The sequence below is a fragment of the Anabaena sp. UHCC 0399 genome (assembly GCF_034931465.1).
GTDB classification, from domain to species: domain Bacteria; phylum Cyanobacteriota; class Cyanobacteriia; order Cyanobacteriales; family Nostocaceae; genus Trichormus; species Trichormus minutissimus.
In genome coordinates, this window is record NZ_JAYGGZ010000019.1 from 73153 (window position 1) to 93461 (window position 20309).

24 protein-coding genes and 1 tRNA gene are annotated in these 20309 nt (G+C 39.6%); 11 read left to right on the plus strand and 14 right to left on the minus strand.

The window, feature by feature from the left end; genetic code table 11:
* Window position 1: 1 nt before the first annotated feature.
* Window positions 2-73: transfer RNA gene (locus VB693_RS12585), tRNA-Lys, on the plus strand.
* A 200-nt stretch (window positions 74-273) separates the two neighbouring features.
* On the opposite strand, the gene VB693_RS12590 is transcribed toward VB693_RS12585, so the two are convergent.
* From VB693_RS12590 to VB693_RS12605, 4 genes are all read right to left on the minus strand, one after another.
* A complete protein-coding gene (locus tag VB693_RS12590) occupies window positions 274-717 on the minus strand; it encodes an SRPBCC family protein (protein WP_323266569.1) in 444 nt (147 codons plus the stop codon).
* Between the two features lie 39 nt (window positions 718-756).
* Window positions 757-2196 carry a 9,9'-di-cis-zeta-carotene desaturase gene (gene zds, locus VB693_RS12595; RefSeq protein WP_323266570.1) on the minus strand — a complete coding sequence of 480 codons (1440 nt, stop codon included), beginning with the start codon at window positions 2194-2196 and terminating at the stop codon, window positions 757-759.
* 281 nt (window positions 2197-2477) lie between these two features.
* Window positions 2478-2654, minus strand: coding sequence for a ribbon-helix-helix protein, CopG family (locus tag VB693_RS12600; protein ID WP_190699007.1), 177 nt, complete (start codon window positions 2652-2654; stop codon window positions 2478-2480).
* 1618 nt (window positions 2655-4272) lie between these two features.
* The gene (locus tag VB693_RS12605) at window positions 4273-5910 is read right to left on the minus strand and encodes a DUF6930 domain-containing protein (RefSeq protein WP_323266571.1); all 1638 of its coding nucleotides are present in this window, start codon (window positions 5908-5910) and stop codon (window positions 4273-4275) included.
* A 308-nt stretch (window positions 5911-6218) separates the two neighbouring features.
* Between VB693_RS12605 and VB693_RS12610 the strand changes: the two genes are divergently transcribed.
* The 3 genes from VB693_RS12610 to VB693_RS12620 all read left to right on the plus strand — a co-directional run bounded on the left by VB693_RS12610 (window position 6219) and on the right by VB693_RS12620 (window position 7557).
* Complete coding sequence (locus VB693_RS12610; RefSeq protein ID WP_190699001.1) at window positions 6219-6575, plus strand: HesB/IscA family protein; 357 nt, start codon at window positions 6219-6221, stop codon at window positions 6573-6575.
* 98 nt (window positions 6576-6673) lie between these two features.
* Window positions 6674-7096, plus strand: coding sequence for a tetratricopeptide repeat protein (locus VB693_RS12615; protein ID WP_190698999.1), 423 nt, complete (start codon window positions 6674-6676; stop codon window positions 7094-7096).
* 215 nt (window positions 7097-7311) lie between these two features.
* The gene (locus VB693_RS12620; RefSeq protein WP_323266572.1) at window positions 7312-7557 is read left to right on the plus strand and encodes a hypothetical protein; all 246 of its coding nucleotides are present in this window, start codon (window positions 7312-7314) and stop codon (window positions 7555-7557) included.
* 60 nt (window positions 7558-7617) lie between these two features.
* Here the strand turns inward: VB693_RS12620 and VB693_RS12625 are convergent, their stop codons facing one another.
* Both VB693_RS12625 and VB693_RS12630 read right to left on the minus strand, forming a co-directional pair.
* Complete coding sequence (locus tag VB693_RS12625; RefSeq protein ID WP_323266589.1) at window positions 7618-8538, minus strand: TIGR01777 family oxidoreductase; 921 nt, start codon at window positions 8536-8538, stop codon at window positions 7618-7620.
* Window positions 8539-8865: 327 nt separating this feature from the next.
* Entirely contained in the window at window positions 8866-10002 is a 1137-nt protein-coding gene (locus VB693_RS12630; protein ID WP_323266573.1) for a cob(I)yrinic acid a,c-diamide adenosyltransferase, read from the minus strand.
* 249 nt (window positions 10003-10251) lie between these two features.
* On the opposite strand from VB693_RS12630, the gene fraC reads away from it, so the two are divergent.
* From fraC to VB693_RS12645, 3 genes are all read left to right on the plus strand, one after another.
* Window positions 10252-10812: a filament integrity protein FraC gene (gene fraC / locus VB693_RS12635; protein ID WP_323266574.1), complete on the plus strand. Its 561-nt coding sequence runs from the start codon at window positions 10252-10254 to the stop codon at window positions 10810-10812.
* A 23-nt stretch (window positions 10813-10835) separates the two neighbouring features.
* Window positions 10836-11864, plus strand: a complete 1029-nt coding sequence (fraD, locus tag VB693_RS12640) for a septal junction protein FraD (protein WP_323266575.1) — start codon at window positions 10836-10838, stop codon at window positions 11862-11864.
* Between the two features lie 72 nt (window positions 11865-11936).
* Entirely contained in the window at window positions 11937-12710 is a 774-nt protein-coding gene (locus VB693_RS12645) for an ABC transporter permease (RefSeq protein ID WP_323266576.1), read from the plus strand.
* Window positions 12711-12729: 19 nt separating this feature from the next.
* Here VB693_RS12645 and VB693_RS12650 read toward each other — a convergent pair whose 3' ends face one another.
* A complete protein-coding gene (locus VB693_RS12650) occupies window positions 12730-13614 on the minus strand; it encodes a sugar ABC transporter permease (protein ID WP_323266577.1) in 885 nt (294 codons plus the stop codon).
* A gap of 90 nt (window positions 13615-13704) precedes the next feature.
* Here VB693_RS12650 and purN point away from each other — a divergent pair, with 90 nt between their 5' ends.
* Window positions 13705-14346, plus strand: a complete 642-nt coding sequence (gene purN, locus VB693_RS12655; RefSeq protein ID WP_323266578.1) for a phosphoribosylglycinamide formyltransferase — start codon at window positions 13705-13707, stop codon at window positions 14344-14346.
* 25 nt (window positions 14347-14371) lie between these two features.
* Here the strand turns inward: purN and VB693_RS12660 are convergent, their stop codons facing one another.
* From VB693_RS12660 to VB693_RS12680, 5 genes are all read right to left on the minus strand, one after another.
* Window positions 14372-14953 (minus strand): CPBP family intramembrane glutamic endopeptidase, encoded by a 582-nt coding sequence (locus VB693_RS12660; RefSeq protein WP_190698976.1) that lies wholly within the window; start codon window positions 14951-14953, stop codon window positions 14372-14374.
* A gap of 145 nt (window positions 14954-15098) precedes the next feature.
* Window positions 15099-16166 (minus strand): DUF3326 domain-containing protein, encoded by a 1068-nt coding sequence (locus VB693_RS12665; protein WP_323266579.1) that lies wholly within the window; start codon window positions 16164-16166, stop codon window positions 15099-15101.
* Window positions 16167-16299: 133 nt separating this feature from the next.
* Window positions 16300-16482: a hypothetical protein gene (locus VB693_RS12670; RefSeq protein ID WP_323266580.1), complete on the minus strand. Its 183-nt coding sequence runs from the start codon at window positions 16480-16482 to the stop codon at window positions 16300-16302.
* Window positions 16483-16666: 184 nt separating this feature from the next.
* Window positions 16667-16981 (minus strand): 2Fe-2S iron-sulfur cluster-binding protein, encoded by a 315-nt coding sequence (locus tag VB693_RS12675; RefSeq protein WP_190698967.1) that lies wholly within the window; start codon window positions 16979-16981, stop codon window positions 16667-16669.
* A 71-nt stretch (window positions 16982-17052) separates the two neighbouring features.
* Window positions 17053-17853 carry a Uma2 family endonuclease gene (locus VB693_RS12680; RefSeq protein ID WP_323266581.1) on the minus strand — a complete coding sequence of 267 codons (801 nt, stop codon included), beginning with the start codon at window positions 17851-17853 and terminating at the stop codon, window positions 17053-17055.
* Window positions 17854-18215: 362 nt separating this feature from the next.
* Here VB693_RS12680 and VB693_RS12685 point away from each other — a divergent pair, with 362 nt between their 5' ends.
* The 3 genes from VB693_RS12685 (at window position 18216) to VB693_RS12695 (ending at window position 19391) form a co-directional block, all read left to right on the plus strand.
* Window positions 18216-18401 (plus strand): hypothetical protein, encoded by a 186-nt coding sequence (locus VB693_RS12685; RefSeq protein WP_323266590.1) that lies wholly within the window; start codon window positions 18216-18218, stop codon window positions 18399-18401.
* 199 nt (window positions 18402-18600) lie between these two features.
* Entirely contained in the window at window positions 18601-19116 is a 516-nt protein-coding gene (locus VB693_RS12690) for a hypothetical protein (protein ID WP_323266582.1), read from the plus strand.
* Complete coding sequence (locus VB693_RS12695; protein WP_323266583.1) at window positions 19116-19391, plus strand: toll/interleukin-1 receptor domain-containing protein; 276 nt, start codon at window positions 19116-19118, stop codon at window positions 19389-19391. The genes VB693_RS12690 and VB693_RS12695 overlap by 1 nt, the downstream gene beginning before the upstream one ends.
* Before the next feature lie 169 nt (window positions 19392-19560).
* On the opposite strand, the gene VB693_RS12700 is transcribed toward VB693_RS12695, so the two are convergent.
* Window positions 19561-19905 (minus strand): DUF5615 family PIN-like protein, encoded by a 345-nt coding sequence (locus VB693_RS12700; RefSeq protein ID WP_323266584.1) that lies wholly within the window; start codon window positions 19903-19905, stop codon window positions 19561-19563.
* The gene (locus VB693_RS12705) at window positions 19902-20270 is read right to left on the minus strand and encodes a DUF433 domain-containing protein (RefSeq protein ID WP_323266585.1); all 369 of its coding nucleotides are present in this window, start codon (window positions 20268-20270) and stop codon (window positions 19902-19904) included. Before VB693_RS12705 ends, VB693_RS12700 begins: the two co-directional genes overlap by 4 nt.
* Window positions 20271-20309: the final 39 nt, after the last annotated feature.

Genomic DNA, 20309 nt, shown 5'->3' on the forward strand with positions numbered 1-20309 from the left:
CGGGTCGCTAACTCAACGGTAGAGTACTCGGCTTTTAACCGATTAGTTCCGGGTTCGAATCCCGGGCGACCCATATAAAAGCAAAAAACGCTCGCTGAAGCTTTGCACATGAAAGTTGAAGCGAGCTTTGTTGTAAGTATAAAGATTAAATAGGCGATCGCTACCCTGGGTAATGTTGGGTCTAGCGATCGCTTTTTGTTGGAGACAATTGTGATGGTTTCCGACCGTAGGTCATCGCCTAATCCTTAAATCGGATTGCTGGAAATAGTTAGTTTAATTTGCTTTCGCATTCAAAGCATATTCCTTAAACCTCTCTAAATCAGCTTGGATAGTTGATTCTACGGCTCGCCCTAAAAATAGGTTATCCATGATTTTGCCGAGTAAACCGGGAATAGCATAGGAAATAGTCATTTTTACAATGCTACTACTGTGGCGATCGTAAAAACGGATTGCTCCCTGATTAGGCAACCCATCCACAGATTCCCACTGAATAATTTGGTTGGGGACAACTTTGAGGATGCGAGATTTCCAAGTAAATTCCAATCCGCCTGTACTCAATTTCCAGAGTGAGATTTCTGGATTATCAGGCAGAATTTTCACTGAATCAATCCACTTCATCCACTTGGGCATTTGCTCCAAATCAGACCATAAACCCCATACTAAATCTATGGGAGCTTCTACTTCTACTTGTACGCTATGCTCTAGCCAATCAGCCATTATTTTTCGGTTTGTATTTGATGGGATTAACCTATAACTCTATTGTTTAATATTTTCTAAGATGACTTTTGCTGCCTGTCGTCCAGAAAGTGTTGCCCCTTCCATGCTATCGATGTAGTCTTGCTGAGTATAACTACCTGCTAGGAAGAAATTAGGCACAGGAGTTTTTTGATGAGGACGGTACACATCCATTCCTGGTGCTTCGCGGTATAGGGATTGAGCCAATTTCACCACGCTGTACCAAGTCATATTTAATTCCCGTGATGAGGGGAACAGTTCATGAACTTGCTTAAGGACGTGCTGGGCGATCGCTTCGTTACTTTCTTTAATAAATGGATCTCCCGGTGTCAACACTAACTGTAACAATGACCCCTGTCCTTGCCGATAATAATCACTAGGGCTAGTCAAAGCTAAATCCGCAAAACAAGAAAAATCAGCGTCAGCCGTGTAGAGTAAATTATCTATGCCGGCTGCCTGATCTAGTTGTTTACGCTTCTCCCCATCTTGCAGTTCCGTTACCCAACCATCAAATCTCAACTGTACAGTGGCAACTGGTACGGCATCTAATTTATAAATATTGTCGAATTCTGACCACTTGCGCCATTCTTGGGGTAAGACGCGCTGAATTCCTGGCACATCACAAGCACAGACATAGGCATCAGCCGTAATCAATTCTGTTGTGTCACCTTGGGCAACTACTATACCAGTGACATGAGTTTGTCCCTCTACTTCCGCAAACTGAATTTCCCGAACTTGGCGACGAGTGTAAACGTTTGTACCTCTATCTGCTAAATATTTCAGGATGGGTTTGTGGAGGTATTCATCAGGAGAACCTTCCAACATTCGCAGTATAGAAGCTTCGGTGCGAACTGCGAAAAATTGGAAGATGGTTAACATACAACGGGCTGACATATTTTCGCAATCGATAAATCCCAAAGCGTAAGCAATGGGATTCCACATCCTTTTAATACTGCCTTCGCTACCGCCATGACTGCGAAACCAATCAGCAAAACTAACTTTATCTAAGTTGCGGATGGTTCTCATCGCTCCTTCAAAGTCTACTAATCCCCGCACGATAGGACTAGTACCGAGAGCGATCGCATTTTGTAGCTTATCCTGTAATGAGAGTTGAGAAGTTGTAAAAAATGCTTTCAACCCATTAAAAGGCGCACCTGTGAAGAAGCGAAAATCCAAAGCACCAGTGCGTCCCCCCGTGTTGATAAAAGTGTGGGTGTGTTCTTTGAGGCGTAAATTTGATAACGCCCCTACTTTTTTCATGAGATCGAACAGTTGGTAGTAGCACCCAAAGAATACGTGCAACCCCATTTCAACGTGGTTGCCATCAGCATCAATCCAACTGCCAACTTTACCCCCAACAAACGGACGGGACTCAAATATCTGGACTTCACAGCCGGCATCAGCTAAATCCACTGCGGTTGCTAGCCCAGCCAATCCCGCACCTACAATTGCAACGCGCATTCCGTCTTTCCTTTTCAGTTTCTTTACAAATTGTAACTGGGTTGGTGTCGGAATTTGCTACTTATCTCTAGCGACGCATTATTTTGAGGGACGGCAAAGTTATGCACCTGATGATCAATATGATTGTATTAACCTGCTAATTGTCAGTGGCTAGATGCACTTAATCTAAAGCGTATGTTTTCCATTAGACAAATTTTTGTCAAGAATAGTGGATTTAAAACCGCTTTATAGGTATTTATTGAGTAGTCAAAAGATTTCCTGCCTTAATATCAAAATATCCTCTACCTACTCACTTCTTTGCTGTCATCTGATACAGGTAAACTTCTAATCAGTTCCCGAATTACATCAGTTGCAGGTCTACCTGTCTGTTGACAGTATTTTTCTAATTTCTCTGCTTCCTGTGCAGCTAAATTCACAGTTATACGTTTAACGGCCCATTTTTTATTAGTCATTATCATGCTATTTGCTGTGTATTAACATCATCAAAAACAACTAAATTGAAGATGAAGACGATAAGATTATCAGAATTTGTGTCGCGAAACAAGTGATACCGACCATAGGAAAAATTTTCGTTTTATCAAATAGTTCACAGTTTTTCAAGAAAATAGAAGAACTCTCTACTAGGTGATGACGATAATAGTACAGACTCACGGTTTAAGAGGATCTCTTTAGCCATAGGAGGCTTAACTATGACTATTAAATTTCAACAATGAAGTTAAGCTAATTAGTTTCCATATAATTCATCTCTCCAGAGTTTTGATTTATTAAAAGTTGCGAAATTGCTATTCTCTCCAATGATATAGATACATTGCCATAGAAATATATTCCATAACTCATCCCTTCAAATTAGAGACAAACAAGAGATAACTTAGATGGCTGGTATGATCTAATCTGGATGTATTTCTAATACATGAATCTTTAATTGTAGAGTCACTGCTTGATGGTTCTGAGTTATTTTATTCTAAGTTTAGACAATTAGTTCTAGCCCTGAAGTTAGCAGCTATAGTATTGATTTAGAATCTCAGAGTCACTAGCAGTAAGACAAAACATGATTTTGATTCAGTAGTTTAATGCTCTAAAAAAAGAAACAACACCTGAATGGTTTACATAATTCCCCATTTTCTAGAATTAAAATTCAAAGTATCAACTACTATTTGATGCAGATACACCAATTGGATGAAAATTTTTACGGCTTAAGTCATAATGATAAGTTTTTTTTGATTTTGTTCCTGTCATTTTGGCTGATTTGTTCATAAGTTTTCCTGCTCGGCTTATGATTTAATCTAATCAGTATTTCGCTTGTAAGATTGACATCTTGACACTCTTCAAACGCGACCAAAAATATATTCGCGTTTGCCAACTATTTAGTTGTAAATTTTTAACCATCATTTGCAGTTAATTCTGCAATTAAGATAAGGTTATTCAATGTCTTGGGTTATCTATAAATAGCGTTAAATATCTGCATTAGGGTTCATTATTAAATCAATAAATTAGAAAACTAATCCATCAGCTTTTTATGCAGTTGCTGTATGGCTATTATAGCCATGTTTTTTGTGCTTTAGAAAAACTTTATTAAAGGGATAATTTGTATGTTTTCAGAACTTTATAAGAAAAACATAAAGATACAATAGTTTTGTTTGAATTTCTAATTAACCTTATATCTACTTCATAAAATATGTAATTTAAAAACATCATTTTTTGTTGATTTTCTATCCAAATTTTATTTTTCTAAAATAACCAAATATTGACATTAGTAATTACTCTGTCTACTAAATTAGTATCTGCTCTTTTAAATTACCCACCTAGTTATGAGAAATCACTAGAAAATAGGTGAGTTTATGAAAACTTGATGAAGTCACCAGGTAATGACATAACTGTGAATGGAGAAAACAGGTGACAGGTGATAGGTGATGACGGCTTGGGAGATGGCTTAACGGGTGACAAGTATTCTTCACTTCGCACCCCCTAGCAACTCGGTATGAGGACAGAGAAGCGATAGCGGCTACCAAAGAGATAGCCGCTATCGCAGATGAGGAAAATAAGTTAGAAATTTATCGATGCTAATGACCCCAATTGCTATTCCAATTGAAATTGGGGCATTAATTGGAGAGTACCAATACCTAAATCTTTGGGTGAGAGCGATCGCGCTTCAAATAGAGCCATCATATCTCGCAATTGCGGATTGCCACGGGAAGCACCTGTTAAGCCTTTGGCAATAATTAGCCCACAATAACCTTTGGTCTGCTTACAGCGTTGATTCCATTTTTGGCGAGCTTCTACATGGATAGGGTCTTCATCTAAAAATTCGCCGAAGAGAAATAATTCACCATTTTGTGTTTGTAATAAACCTAAATCATAGCGATCGCCATCGAAAGGATCAGCACCGGGATTAAAGCAAATAGCATTGAGACCACCAGCTGCTTCCATGCTTTCAATAACAGTTTTAGCTTTCGGGCGAGAAGTTTGAATTAAAATTACGGGTAATCCATCACCCACAGGTTTAATCTCACCAGCTTGGTGATAGGTGACTCCCTTTCGCAGACACTCCAGCATCTCCCAAGAGATGACTCCCAAGCTGAGAAAAGAGTCTTCTGGGATTAAGTCATCTCGCAGCGAACGAAAATCACTTGAGTCTAGCTCATCTATTTCTTCTTCTGACGCAGTTAAATCTGCCATTTCTTCTAATTCGGCGGCGAGTTCCGGCATAGTAGCAACAGTGACAGATACTGTTTTAGTTTCTTCCTTCGCTTCCGGTAAAGAAATGCGATAGCGATGACTCAGACTAGGGAATTCTTCTGCAAAAAGCTGATGACGATGGTCACGAATAAAGCGGGAAAGACTCTCTAAAGCTAAGAAGATTACTATTGCTTCTTCTTCATATAAAACCGATCTTAGCCCTTCTAGTGGGTGTATAGTGCCAAAGGTCGGGGTAATTTCTGATAGAGCTAAATCAGCTAAATCCTCAAATTCATCATCATCATCTTCTTCCTCCTCAGTATCAAAAGTCAGAAACAGACAATCTTGTTTGAGAAAAGCCTCTTCTAAATGCCCTTGAGAATCATCATCCTGTAAAACTGCGGCACGAAATCGCTTGAGAGAATCTTCTGAACGGTAAAACAAAATGCCATACTCCATCCCCAACATTCCCATGATTGAGGCGTAGAGTGTGCCAACATCCCATTTATTAATCTCTATAGACAAGATTTGCTGCTCTTCCAAATATTCCCAAGGAGCTGCTTCCCACATCGCAAATGCTTTATTGTGTAATGCTTGGGCATACTGTGGAGGTAAATCAGGGGTTTGATTGTCGATAATTTCTGCAAATCCGCGAAATAGTTCATCTATTAAAGGTAATTCTGGTGCATAGTCAATGGCGATATCTAAATCTTGGAGTACGCCACGCAGGTAAAACTGGATCTCGCGATCTTTAACGACAATTCTTTGTGGTCTAGCGGGTTTCGCCGGACTGTGGGGATGTTCCATCGCCCGCATTAAGGTGCGAACGATCGCTTCTGGGCCAGTGTCTGGAGATATTACATCCATTCCCCGAACCATACCTTGTGAACCATCCACCCAAAGAATACATTCGCCCTTGTCCTCTGAGTGGGAATGCTGGGTTGGTGATGACAACGGACGGCGATCGCCCTCCCACACAGAAGGAATTTGCGTTAATTTCTTCAGCCGACGACTGGTAGAGCGATTAAAACTTGTCATAGAGCGAGTTAACCAAAAAGAAGCAATATAAAAGTAACCTTTGGGAAGTGGCTAGCCACGAATAACATTTTCCTGGCTTTACCTGAAGGTATTGGCGACTCAAGTTGTCACAGGGATGTATCTTTAAAAAATACCCAATGTCTCAACATACCGAGTCTCTCAATTCTAGAATAAAAACCTTTGGCTGCTTTTAACGGAGTGTTTACATTTTGGTAATTAGCATCATCATTATCGCTAGAATATATACAAAAATTGCTAGACAATCACTCATAGGCTATTCTCAACAATTTAAGGAGTCGGAAAAGCGGATGACACAAGTAACACAATCTCAACAAAGCGGCATACAGTTGAGTCAAGCCGCTCTGCGCCAAGTAAAATCCCTCCAGGATAAGCAAGGCCAAGACTTATGCTTACGAGTAGGAGTCCGTCAAGGTGGCTGCTCTGGAATGTCTTATATGATGGACTTTGAACAAGAAAGCCAGATCACTCCCCAGGACGAAGTATTTGATTACGATGGCTTTAAGATAGTTTGCGACAAGAAGAGCTTATTATATCTTTACGGTTTAATGCTCGATTACAGCGATGCCATGATTGGTGGTGGTTTCCAATTCACTAACCCCAATGCTAATCAAACCTGCGGTTGTGGCAAATCATTTGGTGTTTAGTCCATAGTCTATAGTTCAGTTTGGCAGAATTTTTGGCTATAGACTGCTGACTTAGGACTATGATTAGCTATTGACTATTGACCATTGATTAATTTTCTATGACTCAAACAGTAGAATCCCTGTTTGATACAGGTTTGTCTCGTTATAAAGCCGGAGAACCCGCTACTGATTTAATCCCTGTGTTTAAAGAAGTGTGCGATCGCTCTCCGAAAACAGGTGCAGCATGGATTTGTTTAGCTTGGTTATATCTTCTAGAAGATAAATACACCTTGGCATTGAAGGCTGCCCAAAAAGCAGTAAAGTTAAACCCTCAAGATCCCCAAGCGAGAGTTAATCTCGCTGTAGCTATGCTGGAAACTAACCAAAAAGGTATCAGACAACACATTGATGTTGCCAACCAATTAATTTTGGTAAATCCAGAATGGCGGGAGGAAATTCAAAATAGTATTGAAGATGGTTTTAGCAGAAAACCTGATTGGCAGAGTTTGGCAAAAGTCAAAGCCTGGGTTTTAGGTGAGTAGAGAATAGGAAGAAGCAGGGGAGCAGGGGAGCAGGGGAGAATACCCATATTAAGTATTACCCTTTGACACTCTGCTCTCTTCTTCTATGTACCCAGTCCCCAGTCCCCAGCTTTTCAATTTTGGATTTGCAATTTTGGATTTTGGATTGAATAATCTAAAATCCAAAATCTAATATTCCTAGTCCCCAGTCCCCAGTCCCCAGTTACCAGTCCCCTATGAAAGATAAACTGTTAAATTGGCTTAACTTGATTTTAGTTGCGGATGTGTTTTTAGTTTTTTTTGGGTTTGCTTGGTTTGCGATCGCAGTTATGGGTGATGCAGCTGGTGTTAACCTAGGTTTAGATTTGTGGCACAAACTTTGGCAACCTGTATTTAACCCAGCCATTGGTATCCTGATGGGGGGTGCGCTGCTCAGTGGTTTGATTAGTTGGGTATCTCGGAAGTTTCTTTCTAGCCAATAGTTTTGAGTCATTAGTCAACAGTTAAATATCACCTCAACTTTTGACTGTGGACTATTGACTCTAATGCAAAATATCCTTCAAGGCTGGTTGTAACTTAGGATACTGATATTCAAACCCAGTCTCTAAAGTAAGTTTAGGTAAAACTTGTTGTCCTTCTAACACAACGATCGCGCCATCTCCTAACAGTGCTTCCAAGGCAAATCCAGGGACAGGTAGCCAGGAGGGGCGATTCATCACTTCACCCATAGTTTGGCTTAAATCATTCATTCTTACAGGATTAGGGGCAGTAGCGTTATATACACCCTCCATGTCTGGCTTTGTAAGGGCTTGCACAATCAAGCTTACTAAATCGTCTATGTGAATCCAGGAAAACCATTGCCTACCGCTACCAATAGGCCCGCCAGCAAAGAGTTTAAATGGGGTGATCATTTTACCTAAAGCCCCACCCAATCCCAGTACAATCCCAAAGCGCAAAATTACTAAGCGGACACCAACATCTTTCACTTTTTGGGCTTCTGCTTCCCAAGCTTGGCAAACTTTAGCCAGGAAATCTTTACCAGATGGGCTACTTTCATCAAAGGTAGCAGTTTCACTAGTGCCGTAATAGCCAATAGCGGAAGCATTAACTAACACACTAGGCTTGGGGTTAGCGTTGGCTATAGCTTCGACGATTTTTTGTGTGCCTAACTGGCGGCTATTGAGGATTGATTGTTTTTCTTCTGGTGTCCAACGTTTCTCGGCTATTGGTTCGCCAGCTAAGTTAACTACGCCATCACACCCGGCAATGGCATCTTGCCAAGCACCAGATGTAGTAGGTGAATAGGCAACAATCTCTACATTAGTAAAAACTTCTGCTGGAAACACCTTGCGAGCAAAAGTAGTGTTTCTCGTTAATATCAATATTTGATGACTTTGTTGGTGGAGTCTTTCTACCAAACGACTGCCCACAAATCCCGTTGCGCCAGTTATTGCTATTTTCATCATGCACCTCAGCCAAACCCTTATTTTAAATTTTTTTAGCAAATTTTTAGCTTATGTTGCTTCATTGGCTATTGGGTATTGAGTAGACGTTGCACTGCAACGTCTCTACAGGCGTTACGTTAGAAAATTATCTTATGTGAAGCATCTTGGCTGCGGGATTATCTATTTTTGGTGGTGAATATTGTTGTGAACATCATTAACATCCCGCCACCCAGAATAGCGATCCCTAGTCCTCCTATCACCAAATCGAGTAAGTTTTGATTTTCCATAAGTCAAGAGTCAAGAGTTCATAGTCAATAGTTTATAAGCTAATGACTGTTGAATAATCTAAAAATCTACGCCTCGTTTGAGTTCTACGCCGTGGTTAGCATAGTGTTTGTGGCAATAAACTTCAGAGTGAATGCTGGCTAAATCAAAGTAGGCGGGATGATTTTGGCAGCGTCCAGTAATAATAATTTCCGTATCGCGGGGTTTGCGGAGTAAAGCTTGGACAATGGGATCAACGGGAAGCAATTCTAAATCTACAGTGGGATTGAGTTCATCGAGGATGATGGTTTTATATAAGCCAGAAGCGATCGCAATTTTGGCGATTTCCCAACCCCGTTCGGCTTCTACATAGTCCAATTCTTGCCGGGAATTGCGCCAGACGATCGCATCTCGACCACAGCGTTGATGATCGACGACTTCAGGATATGATTGTCGCAAAGCGGCGATCGCTGCATCTTCTGTATAGCCGCTACCACCTTTGAGCCACTGCATAATTAATACACGAGTTGAGCCTGGGTGATTGATACCTCTACCTATGGCTTGTAAGGCTTTGCCTAAAGCACTGGTAGATTTACCCTTGCCTGCACCTGTATAAATTTCAATCCCATTCATCAATAATTGTGTGGCGGTGGGATGGTGTTGCGGTTTCATTTCTGAGTGTAAATCCGCAATATCTAGTAATTGTTGCGGCGCAGCGCGTCCGGTGGCGATGATTTCTAACTCTTGGGGTTTAGCTTTGAGCGTCTGTACTACTTCATCAACTGAGAGTAAACCCAAATCGAGGACGGGGTTAAGTTCATCCAAGACGACGACGGAATATAAACCAGAAGCGATCGCGCCTTTGGCTACGTCCCAACCTCGTGCCGCTTCGGCGCGATCGAAGGCTGTAATTTCTTCTACACCAAAAAATTCTGCTCTCCCAGTGCGGACTTGATCAATTAAATGAGGAAATCCGCGCTGTAAAGCAGCGATCGCTCCATCTTCGTCATAATCCCGTTCTGGACCTTTTAAAAACCGCAGCAGTAAAACCCGGTTGGAATTATTTGGTGTGTTGATACCCAAACCTATCGAGCGCAAAACCACCCCTAAAGCCGCTTGGGATTTCCCTTTGCCCACACCATCATATACGTGTATTTGGCCAGTCAGCCGTTCTGAACGTACTTGTGCTGTGCGAATACCGATACCGTTTCTCGTCATCTTTTTAGTTAAGAGTCATTAGTCATTAATTTTTCTACCCTGCACCCTTGAATATACTAGTTCGACCAATATCGATGTAGATACTCCCATGCCCAATGCCCATTTTCAAATCTGTGGGTATATTAACGATAAATTGGAGTATACTGGCACACCAAGGTAGTAAGCCGCAGCAACAGTGAGATAATTGCCCTCAGCAGTCTCATGACTACAGCTATACTCTCTACAGTTTAACTTTTAGTTTGAGCTTGTATGTTTGAAGATATTGTTCTCCCTAAAATTCTGCCAGTTGGCGTAATTTTGTTCAATTTTTTGTTTTTTTTGATAGCTATTCCTCTGGAAGCTTACGTTTTTCACAGAAGGTTAAATTTTGATAAAAAATCGAGTATTTTTTATGCGATCGCAGTCAATTTATTTTCTGGTGTTCTTGGTTGGTTGATATTTTTTTACGTAGAACCTAGATTGCCAGTTCAGTTGAGAACTGAGCTAATTAATTATGTTTTGTTTAATATTTTAAAGTCCACTAGTACCCAAGGCGTTTTAGTTTTCACTACTATCACAATTTTCTTTGGGACATTTTTAATGAAATTCTTCCTCTTAAGATTTTTGGTCTTTTCATTAAGTGAAGATTTAGGAAAAAATCAAGAAAACAAACCTATACTTACACGGTTGAAATTTAGCTTTCTCAGTAAGGCTCAATTTCAAAATACTAATTTAGTTACTACTACAATTATCGCAAATTCATTGAGCTACACTGCTATCACACTAATTCTATGGGTAAGAACTTTAAAAATATTTGCTCCATCAATATAAGTTTTATAACTAGAGGTATCTAAATGAACACCTTGCTCAAAGATATTTTCGGGATATTTAAAATATTTGAAGACGTTTATGAACGCCTTAAAAAAATATTAATTCCGCCGCAGGCTTATTCTTGGCAGACCTTAATTTATTTAAGTGTTTTTTCTGGTGCAATATCTTCTTTTGCTGGAGGTTACATCAGAGATATTATTGCCCTTTGTGGCTGGTTATTTTTAATTGCTGGCACAGCTTGGTACACAACTGATGATCCTCTGAAAGTTCCAGGTACATATATGCCCGTAGGTGCAGTAATTACCGGATTTTTAGTTGCTGTTTTTGCATTTGGTAATCAAAAAAATTTGTTAACACCAATGACCATTGTTCTTTGGCCAACAATAGCAGCATTAATTACAGCAATTCCCGAATTTATTGAAGGGAGTGATGTTGATTCTAAAGCGCGGATTCCTAAACCAGAAGCTCGACAAAAAATTATTATTTTAGTCGGTAGTTGTATGATTATTAGCTGCTGGCTACAGTTTTATTTTGTGATTGATAAATGGTTGCAGGAATATCCTAGTTTACTAGCAGATGATTTTCAAAATAGTACCTTTGTAATTACAAGGGAAGAACCGGAAAAAGTACCCGCCAATGGTGTTTTGATACTTAATCAACTACAACCATTAGTAGAAGAAGAAATATCAGAAAAATCTTGGTCACAAGTTGAAAGATGGCTACTAGAGGCAAATGTGAGGGTAGGACAATTAGGTAAAGAAATTTTAGATAAAAATTCCTTGGGATTGAGAGAAAAAGAACTATGGCGTATTGAGCCGCGTGTTACTAATACTAAATCTGGTTATGTATTAGATTTGCTGAGTATTTGGGTAGGCCCAAGTTCTAGTGCTAAAGGTTATTTTTTAAAGAAATCGTGTCGAATTGAACCACTAGCAACATCAAGAAATCGCAATACAAATAGTAGTGTCCCGGAAGATAAAATTGCAGTCGCAGAAATTGACTGCGATCGCACTATCTCACTCAGGAAAGCAGCACCACCAGCGCAGCAGTGAGTAGTGAGTGCTGAGTAGTGAGTGCTGAGTAGTGAGTGTGGAGTAGTGAGTTAGGAGTGTGGAGTAGTGATTATGACCAAAATTTTAGTAATTGCAAAGAATGTATTTCAGGAAGTGGTACGCGATCGCATTCTGTATATTATCGGTTTTTATGCTTTAATCTTGGCTGTGGCTAACCGCGCCTTACCTGAATATGCAGCTAGTACCGAAGACAAAATGTTTTTAGACTTTGGGATAGCAGCAATGAGTGCAATTAGTGTAATTGTTGCTGTGTTTATTGGTACAGGACTTGTTAATAAAGAAATTGAAAAACGCACTATATTATTATTAATTGCTAAACCTGTTAGCCGTGGGGAATTTATCACTGGTAAATTTCTAGGTTTATCATCTGTCTTGGCTGTCTTAATTGCTAGTATGACAGCTATTTACTTGCTATTTTTGCAGTTTGGAAATGTTCCCTACTCAATAGCCAGTATTTTAATTGCATCACTATTTTTATGCTTGCAATTAGCTGTAATCAATGCTGTAGCAATAACTTTTGGTGTATTTACTAGTTCTTTATTAGCTGTAGCTTTAACATTTGCCGTGTATTTAATGGGTAATATTACTCAAAATTTAGTCCAATTGAGCCGGATGAGTCGCAACCCAGTAATGGAACGTATCAGTCAGGGACTATATCTAATATTGCCAGATTTATCTCGACTAGATTTAAAAAATGATGCTGTTTATGGTTTGCAAGCAATACCAGATATGGCTACATTGCTTGGTAATGCAGTTTATGGTTTAATCTACATTACCTTTTTATTGGCGATCGCTATTTTTATCTTCTCACACCGAGAATTTTAAATATTACCTTCTGTCTCCCTCAAGATTCCTCACCCCAACTTTGTAATTGCAGATAGACCAATATAAGCGTGAAAGCTAACAACACTGTAGCGGCGGCGGCGGCGTAACCAAAATCAAATTGCCCAAAAGCCTCTTGATAAATGTAGTAAACTAGCAAATTAGTAGTATTTAGCGGCCCACCACCTGTAACTACATATACTTGCTCGAAACTCCGCAAGGTAAAAATAGCAGTCGTAATTGTGGCAAAAATTACAGTCGGGCGTAACCCTGGTAAGGTAACGTACCAAAATTGTTGCCATCCATTAGCACCGTCTAGTTCTGCTGCTTCGTAGCGACTGGAGGGAATAGCTTGCAAGCCTGCTAAAAACACGACCATATTAAAACCGAGTTGTTTCCAGACACTCAAAACAATTAATACAGGCATTGCCCAAAATGTATCTCCTAGCCAAGAAATAGCGGGAATACCAAACAAACTTAAAAATCCGTTGGCAGGGCCAGTGGATTGAAATAACCACCGAAATCCTAACCCAGCCGCGACTAAAGAAGTAATAGAGGGTAAAAAATACGCACTCCGCAGAAAACCCCGTAGAGCTATGGAGCGATTTAACAATACTGCTAGACCTATAGGGATAATCAAACTAGGAATTAAAGTAGCAACGGTAAAATAAACGGTATTCCCCAGAACTTGCCAAAAATCGGGGTTGAGGATTAAACGCCAATAGTTTTTCAACCCTATCCAATAAGTACCTGTAGAAGTGAAACTACCAGCCGTAAAGCTGAGGTAACACAAATAGGCAATCGGCCAAATAACAAATAAACCTAATAAAATTAGCGCAGGTGTGAGAAAAGTCCAGGCGGCGAATGTATCATTATCTAACCATGACTGAGTAGATTTTTTTTGCATTGATAATTTTCCTCTTGGTTATTCAGTTAATCTATTTATATCTTTGTAACTTTGAATTTTGAATTTTGAATTTTGAATTTTGAATTGCTTATGACCCTCCGCCCTGATTTTACCTCTAGCCTTGTTTCTCCTAATGTTAAAACTCATCAACTGACTGAAGTAGCTCCTTTAAAACTGGGGATTATGGCTTCTGGTAGCGGCAGTAATTTTGAAGCAGTTGCCCAAGCTATTGAAGACAAGCAACTCAACGCCCAAATTCAAGTTTTAATTTACAATAATCCCTCAGCTAAAGCAGCTAATAGAGCAGCTAATAGAGGTATAGAAACTGTTTTGTTGAATCATCGTGAATATAAAAATCGTGAATCATTTGACCAAGAAATTGTCAATACCTTGCGGCAATATGATGTAGATTGGGTGATTCTAGCTGGTTGGATGCGCGTGGTCACGTCCGTATTCATTGATGCCTTTCCCAACAGAATTATTAATATTCACCCTAGTTTATTGCCTAGCTTCAAAGGTATTCACGCTGTAGAACAAGCCTTACAATCTGGTGTAAAAATCACTGGCTGCACAGTGCATCTAGTTTGTTTAGAAGTAGATAGCGGCGAAATTTTGATGCAAGCTGCCGTGCCAATCTTACCAGATGACACGGCTGAAACACTACACGCCAGGATTCAAGTTCAAGAGCATACGATACTACCACAGGCGATCGCACTAGCAGCACGAAAGTAATTCGTAATTCGTCGTGAAGAATTGCTTATGGTTGCTGAATCTTCCATAAGCAGCTAGAAATCCAATTGGTCATAATGTGAGCGACAATTGGCACGAGCAAATTACCACTCCAAAGTGCGCTGTATCCTAGGATTATTCCAATAATAGTTGCCCAAATTACATAAGGCCATTGTTGAGGGCCGCTAAGATGCAAAATACCAAAGCAGACACTAGAGCCAATTACGGCTAGATGATCTAGTCCTAAAGCGGGTAACATGACACCGCGAAATAATAATTCTTCACTTAATCCCGGTAATAAACCTAACCAAATTAAGTCAGGCCAAATTAAAGGTTTCAGTACCAATTCCAAGTAATAATCCGCACTTTTGCGGTATGGTAGCCACAAACGATAAGCTATGCCACTTATAGCTGTGATGAATAACCCTACACCTATTCCTAAGAGAAAGTCCCTAGGATACCAGTGCCATTCAAATAATAAAAAGTTACCGAAGCGTAACCACAGCCTAGCGACTATCCACAACAGAATTGCAGTGACTCCCATCGCCACTAGCACTTGGGTTCGTGTCAAGTATGGAGTTTCTGGTTCTTGTTTGTGTTGTTCTACCACGGTTGTTTAGGGATTAGGGACAAATCAATTCAAAATTCAAAATTATACTCCTCGGTAGTTCACGTTAGCGTCACGCAATGAAGAACTCCTGGAAGGTAAACAAGATAGATTATATAGCCCATGCCCAATGACTATTGACTATTGACTATTGACTATTGACTATTGATAAAGGATATATTTTAGGAATTAGGGAAGTTGGGTTAATGCCTGCTTTATGGGCTACTAATAGACCTACTGCTTCTAAATATGAGTTTACTTGTATAGATTTTATCCCCAATGATTGGGATGGGACTTTGATTTGAGTTTGATTTTCCTCTACTGTAATGATTTGGCATGACTTTTGGCTCAAGCTGAGTAATGCACTACTACCACAGGCAGTGGCTGGCATAATTATGGCATCTACTTGTTCTGCCCAAATATCTGTTTGGAGGGATGTAGTTAATCCCTTTTCTAAGATAAATTGTGGGGCGCGACTTAATCCTACGAGTACGCTCGGTAAAAAAGTATAACCTAATTCTTCCGCAGCCGATCGCGGCGATAAATTTGGCGCGGGAGGTTCAGCCGCTAAGGCTGGTGCATGGGCGCAAGGAATGTGAAATGTTCTGACTATTAAATGGCTAATTACAGCTTCTGCTCCGGCAATTGGGTCTACGCCTTGACCTAGGCGATAGTTTTGCGCTGCTTCCTCATCCATATTATCGGGAAAACGGGCAACAACTGCGATCGCTTCTGCTCCTGCTTTTTTAATTAATGTTTCCGCCCCTCGCAATAAACTATCTGGGTTGCCAATTGTTCCCCAACTCGTACCCGATGGTGCAGTCCGTAATTCTACGTTTAATGGCGCATCTGTAATCACATAATCTGTCAAAGTTAATCCCAGAGTAGCCTGCGCTGCATCGGCTGCTTGGAGGTGTCGCAACCTTAAGTCTGTTTCAATCCCCTGGTCTAAAAGTAAACCTATTTTGTTATTACGTACAGGACGCAAACCCCACAATCCGGCAGCAAATTTGTCAAGTCCGTAGCCTTCTACATAAAAAGCATTAGGAATATTCCAGTATAAGCTTGCACCGTTGAGAACATTGGGGTGAGTGATCAGGCGATCGCAAACCTGTGCTATTAATCTAGCAATAGGTATAGCATCCCCGGCATAGCCACCAATGGCTGCACCAACACCAGTTGGGACTATGAGAATAGCAGTGTAGGGACGAGTCATATTTAAGTGCTGAGTGCATGGTCTAGCGCAAAAGCTGTGATAAGTTTGCAGTAAGCACTTTAGTGCTAAGAATATTCAGGACTAAAGTCCTTACTACAAACCTAGATCCACCATCATCCTTTCATACTTTTATTTACTCAGCACTAACTGTAGTCACTACAGCTTCCACCGTAGCCTTTTCTTTATCAGCGTCTACAGCAGTAATCGCCCATCTTAGCGGTTCGCCCTGCTTTCGCAACTCAGCTTCAATCACTTGTTGTAACTCTGTAGGTGTTTCTTGAAGGTCGATTTCTGCGGTAATGAAATGAGTTGTCATTGGTGTCAGTCCGGTTGATTTGTAGATTCTAGAATAACCGATCTCAGCCAGAGCTAAATACTGATTTTATCTATCCTATTGATTATCAACAGTAATTGGTAATAATCACCATCAGCAATTTGTGTTTTCTGCCATAAATCCTGACAGCAAAAATTTACCAATTACTAACATTAATCTTTTGGGATTATTTACCGAATTGCTTCTGATAAACTACTTCTTCTTTTTCTGTCTCAACTTTTACATCAGAACGGGGATAAGCCACACACAGCAATACGTAGCCTTCTTTTTGCAAATCGGGGCTAACTCCCATCCCGTCAGCTTGGTCTACTGTTCCGCTTATAATTTGTCCTGCACAAGTTGTACAGACACCAGCATGGCAAGAACTGGGTAAATCTAGCCCTAGCTCATCGGCAACTGATAAGATGGTTTTATCTTCAGGAACTTGTAATGTGTGGGTTTTGCCTTGGTGGAGAATCTCAACAGTGTAAGTTGTAGACATATGCTAAAAAATGAGTGCTATAGACAAACTCATTATTATATCTGAATTGTTGAAAACATCGCTCAATAATTTTATAGAATATCCGGGTCAATATTTAACTCCCGCAACTTAGCAGCTAGGCGTTCAGCACGTTGCTTTTCCTGTTCAGCACGCTGTTTTTCTTCCTCTGCGCGTTGCTTTTCTTCCTCTGCGCGTTGCTTTTCTTCGTCTGCACGCCGTTTTTCCTGTGCTGCTAGTTCTTCCGGTGTCGGCACTAACTCCCCTTGTGCCGTAAAATAGCGTAATTGATTATTCTGTACACCCAAATATAAATCTAACTGCTGACTCCATAACCAACCTTGGGGATTTGGTTCTATAGGTTGGTAATGACCATCTACTAAATGAAAACCAACAAATTCTAAATTGTTGGGGTCAAACCAAAAATATTCCGGTGTGCGAAATATATCTTGATAGATTTGCTTTTTTAAGCTTTTATCTGTGGCTTTTGTAGAAGGTGACAGTAACTCAACAATAATATTGGGATACTTACCGTCTTCTTGCCAGATTACCCAACTTTTGCGCGGTTTCTTTTCACATCCTCGCACGACAAAAAAATCAGGGCCGCGAAATTCTTCTGATTTGAGTTGACGTTGGCTATAGTATATTGTCAAATTTCCCGCAGCATAAAAGTCATTGCGGTTTTGCCACCACAATTCTAAACATTGTAATAACAGAATAATTTGGCGTAGATGTAAATCGCTTTCCAATGGTGGTTCGTGACTTTCAATATCTCCTGGCGGAAATATTATATCTTCTATTGGTTGGTCACTTTCAATATCTCCTGGTGGAAATATTATACCTGCTACTGGTTGTAAATTTTGGGCGACTGACATGACTTAATTGGGGCTAAGGGTGATATGCGAGGATTGGATGCACAGGTGTTATAAATATCATAATCTCGCTGATTAATAATGACAGTTTGTAGTGAGGGCTTTAGCCCTCAATTTCAGGACTAAAGTCCTCACTACGAAATTTTTTAACCTACATTAACGATCGCATTTTACCAGCACATCCTGAAAATGCTTTGGTAAAAGAGTTTCATCAATCACTATAATATAGGACTTACGCACTCGCTACGAAAATAAAGGCCTTGAGATTGCTTCCCTACAGTCACAATGACGAAAATACGTTAGGGTTGCGTAAGTCCTGTAATAATCACAGATAATTAGTTAAATTTGCTTAATTATAAATAATTATGCGCGATTATGCTTTGCCTACACTTCGCGATCGCGTTTCCTTAAAGAATGGATCTGTCAGTCTGCCGTTTGGCATTGGTTCGCTGGCTTGGGAAGTTGACCCCACAGAACGCAAGGTGGCTTGGTCGTTGTATGTGGAATTAGTGACGCGTATTGCTGTGCAACCATTAGAAGTTAAACTGTAACGTAGTGCAACCCAGCACGGAATATGTGTTCTGCTGTTAAGTCTTGTTTTTCAACCCTACTATTTTATAATTTTTAGACCTTGTATAATCAAGAATGTAAATTTTTATATCAACACTAATTTTTCCAGATATATATCTACAATAATAATTCTTCAGCTAAAACATTAAGATTTTATTTTTGTTTATGCAAAGCCGGCCTATGTTGGTACAAAATATTCCAATTCCTGCACAAACTAACCTATTGGTATTTAAAGATTATATTCCTCTACTCCAAACTTTAGTATGGCCTGTTTTTTGGTTAATAGTATTTTTAGTTTTCAAAAAACAAGTTACACATTTATTTCAGCTTGTAACACGGCAAATTGAAAAAGGTGGTAGTGTTGAAGTAGCAGGATTTAAGCTAGTAGGAGGAAAACTTGTAGAAAAGACATCTGATCTGGGTGATAAGGTGGATATTGCTGGAAATCCAGATAGGTTTGAGCTTCTATTCAAGGCACAAGGAATATCTCAAGGAAGTTTCTTCAAGAAAAGTACAAAAGCAATGAAAGTTCCTGGAGGATGTGTGATTCAAGTAACCAATGAACGTCAGAATCCAGATGGTTCTTGGAGTGTTGCTGAGTCTTTAACTTTTGTTCCTGGAGAAGTAACTATAAAAGAGGATAAAGCGTCTGGACGCTTCTTAGATAAATTTGACCAGGTATTAAAATCAGAATAATGATGATTTTTATCAGTTATTCTTGGGCAGATTCCATGTTTGCTCGAAGTTTAGCTAATTTCTTAACAAAGGAAGGTTATCAGGTTTGGATAGATTATCAAAACTTAAATACATCTAAGCCATTAGTACCACAAGTAGCAAAAGCAATTTCGGTAGCTGATGTATTTTTGTACATTGATTCTCTCCATGCACGTTCATCAAAATGGGTAAAGTTTGAATTATGTCTAGCTCAGATTTGCTCTAAGTTAATTCAAGTTGTTAATGTTCCTTTATAAAAATTTTATATCCAATAAAATCTTTTTAAAGTAGGTGTAGTAGCGCGGCAAGCTTAAAATATTGGGTTGTTTAGTGTGAAAAAACCAAAACTTCATGATAATTGATTACTTAACCTAACAAATTAGACAGTCGCTACACTTTCTTGTGTTGGCTTTTAGCATGACTGCGCTAAATATACAATAATTGATTAGCAATTTCATCTGCTGTCAAAGTATCAAGAAGGATAGCAACCCTCTCAGCAATTTCATAGGCATTTCTACGTTTAGCAATCAAAATCCCTGCATGAGTTTGACTATTAACTAAATAATTTGTGTGTAATTCCTCAAAATCAAGTCGATTATGTGTTAATATGCAACGTCTAATAGATGCAGTAAAAGCTAATTGTTTTTGATCTGGTTCTCCTAACATTTGCTGTTCTCTTGCTGTCGTTGCATCAAAACCTCTTGCTAAAAGTAAAGTACCCACTAGAACATCTACATCTTCATCAATATAAACTTGAGCAAAAATTGTCATTGTTGATTTAATCTAGCTTTAATAGCTGGATGAACTAATTCATCAGAGACATGATTGCGTTCGATATATTCATTGACTTCTGCTTGATTATCTAAGTAAAAACTCAAAGCATCGAAGACTTGGGCTAAAGTTAAATGAGGTAAATGTAACGGTATTTCCTCTGGTCTAATTCCTAAACGCCAATTTTCAACAATCGCTCTCACAGGTGTTCTAGTTCCTTGAATAATCGGTTCACCTGATAAAATTTCCGGTTTTCGAGTGACATAACGAGAGTTTGTTGTAGCTGTCATACTGATAAAATTTTTGGCAGTATCTGGTGCTAATGTATCACAGATGTTAAACCAATTCGCAATCTGACTTTGCACGGGATCTGAAAAACCCCTCTCCAAACCTCCCTACAAGGC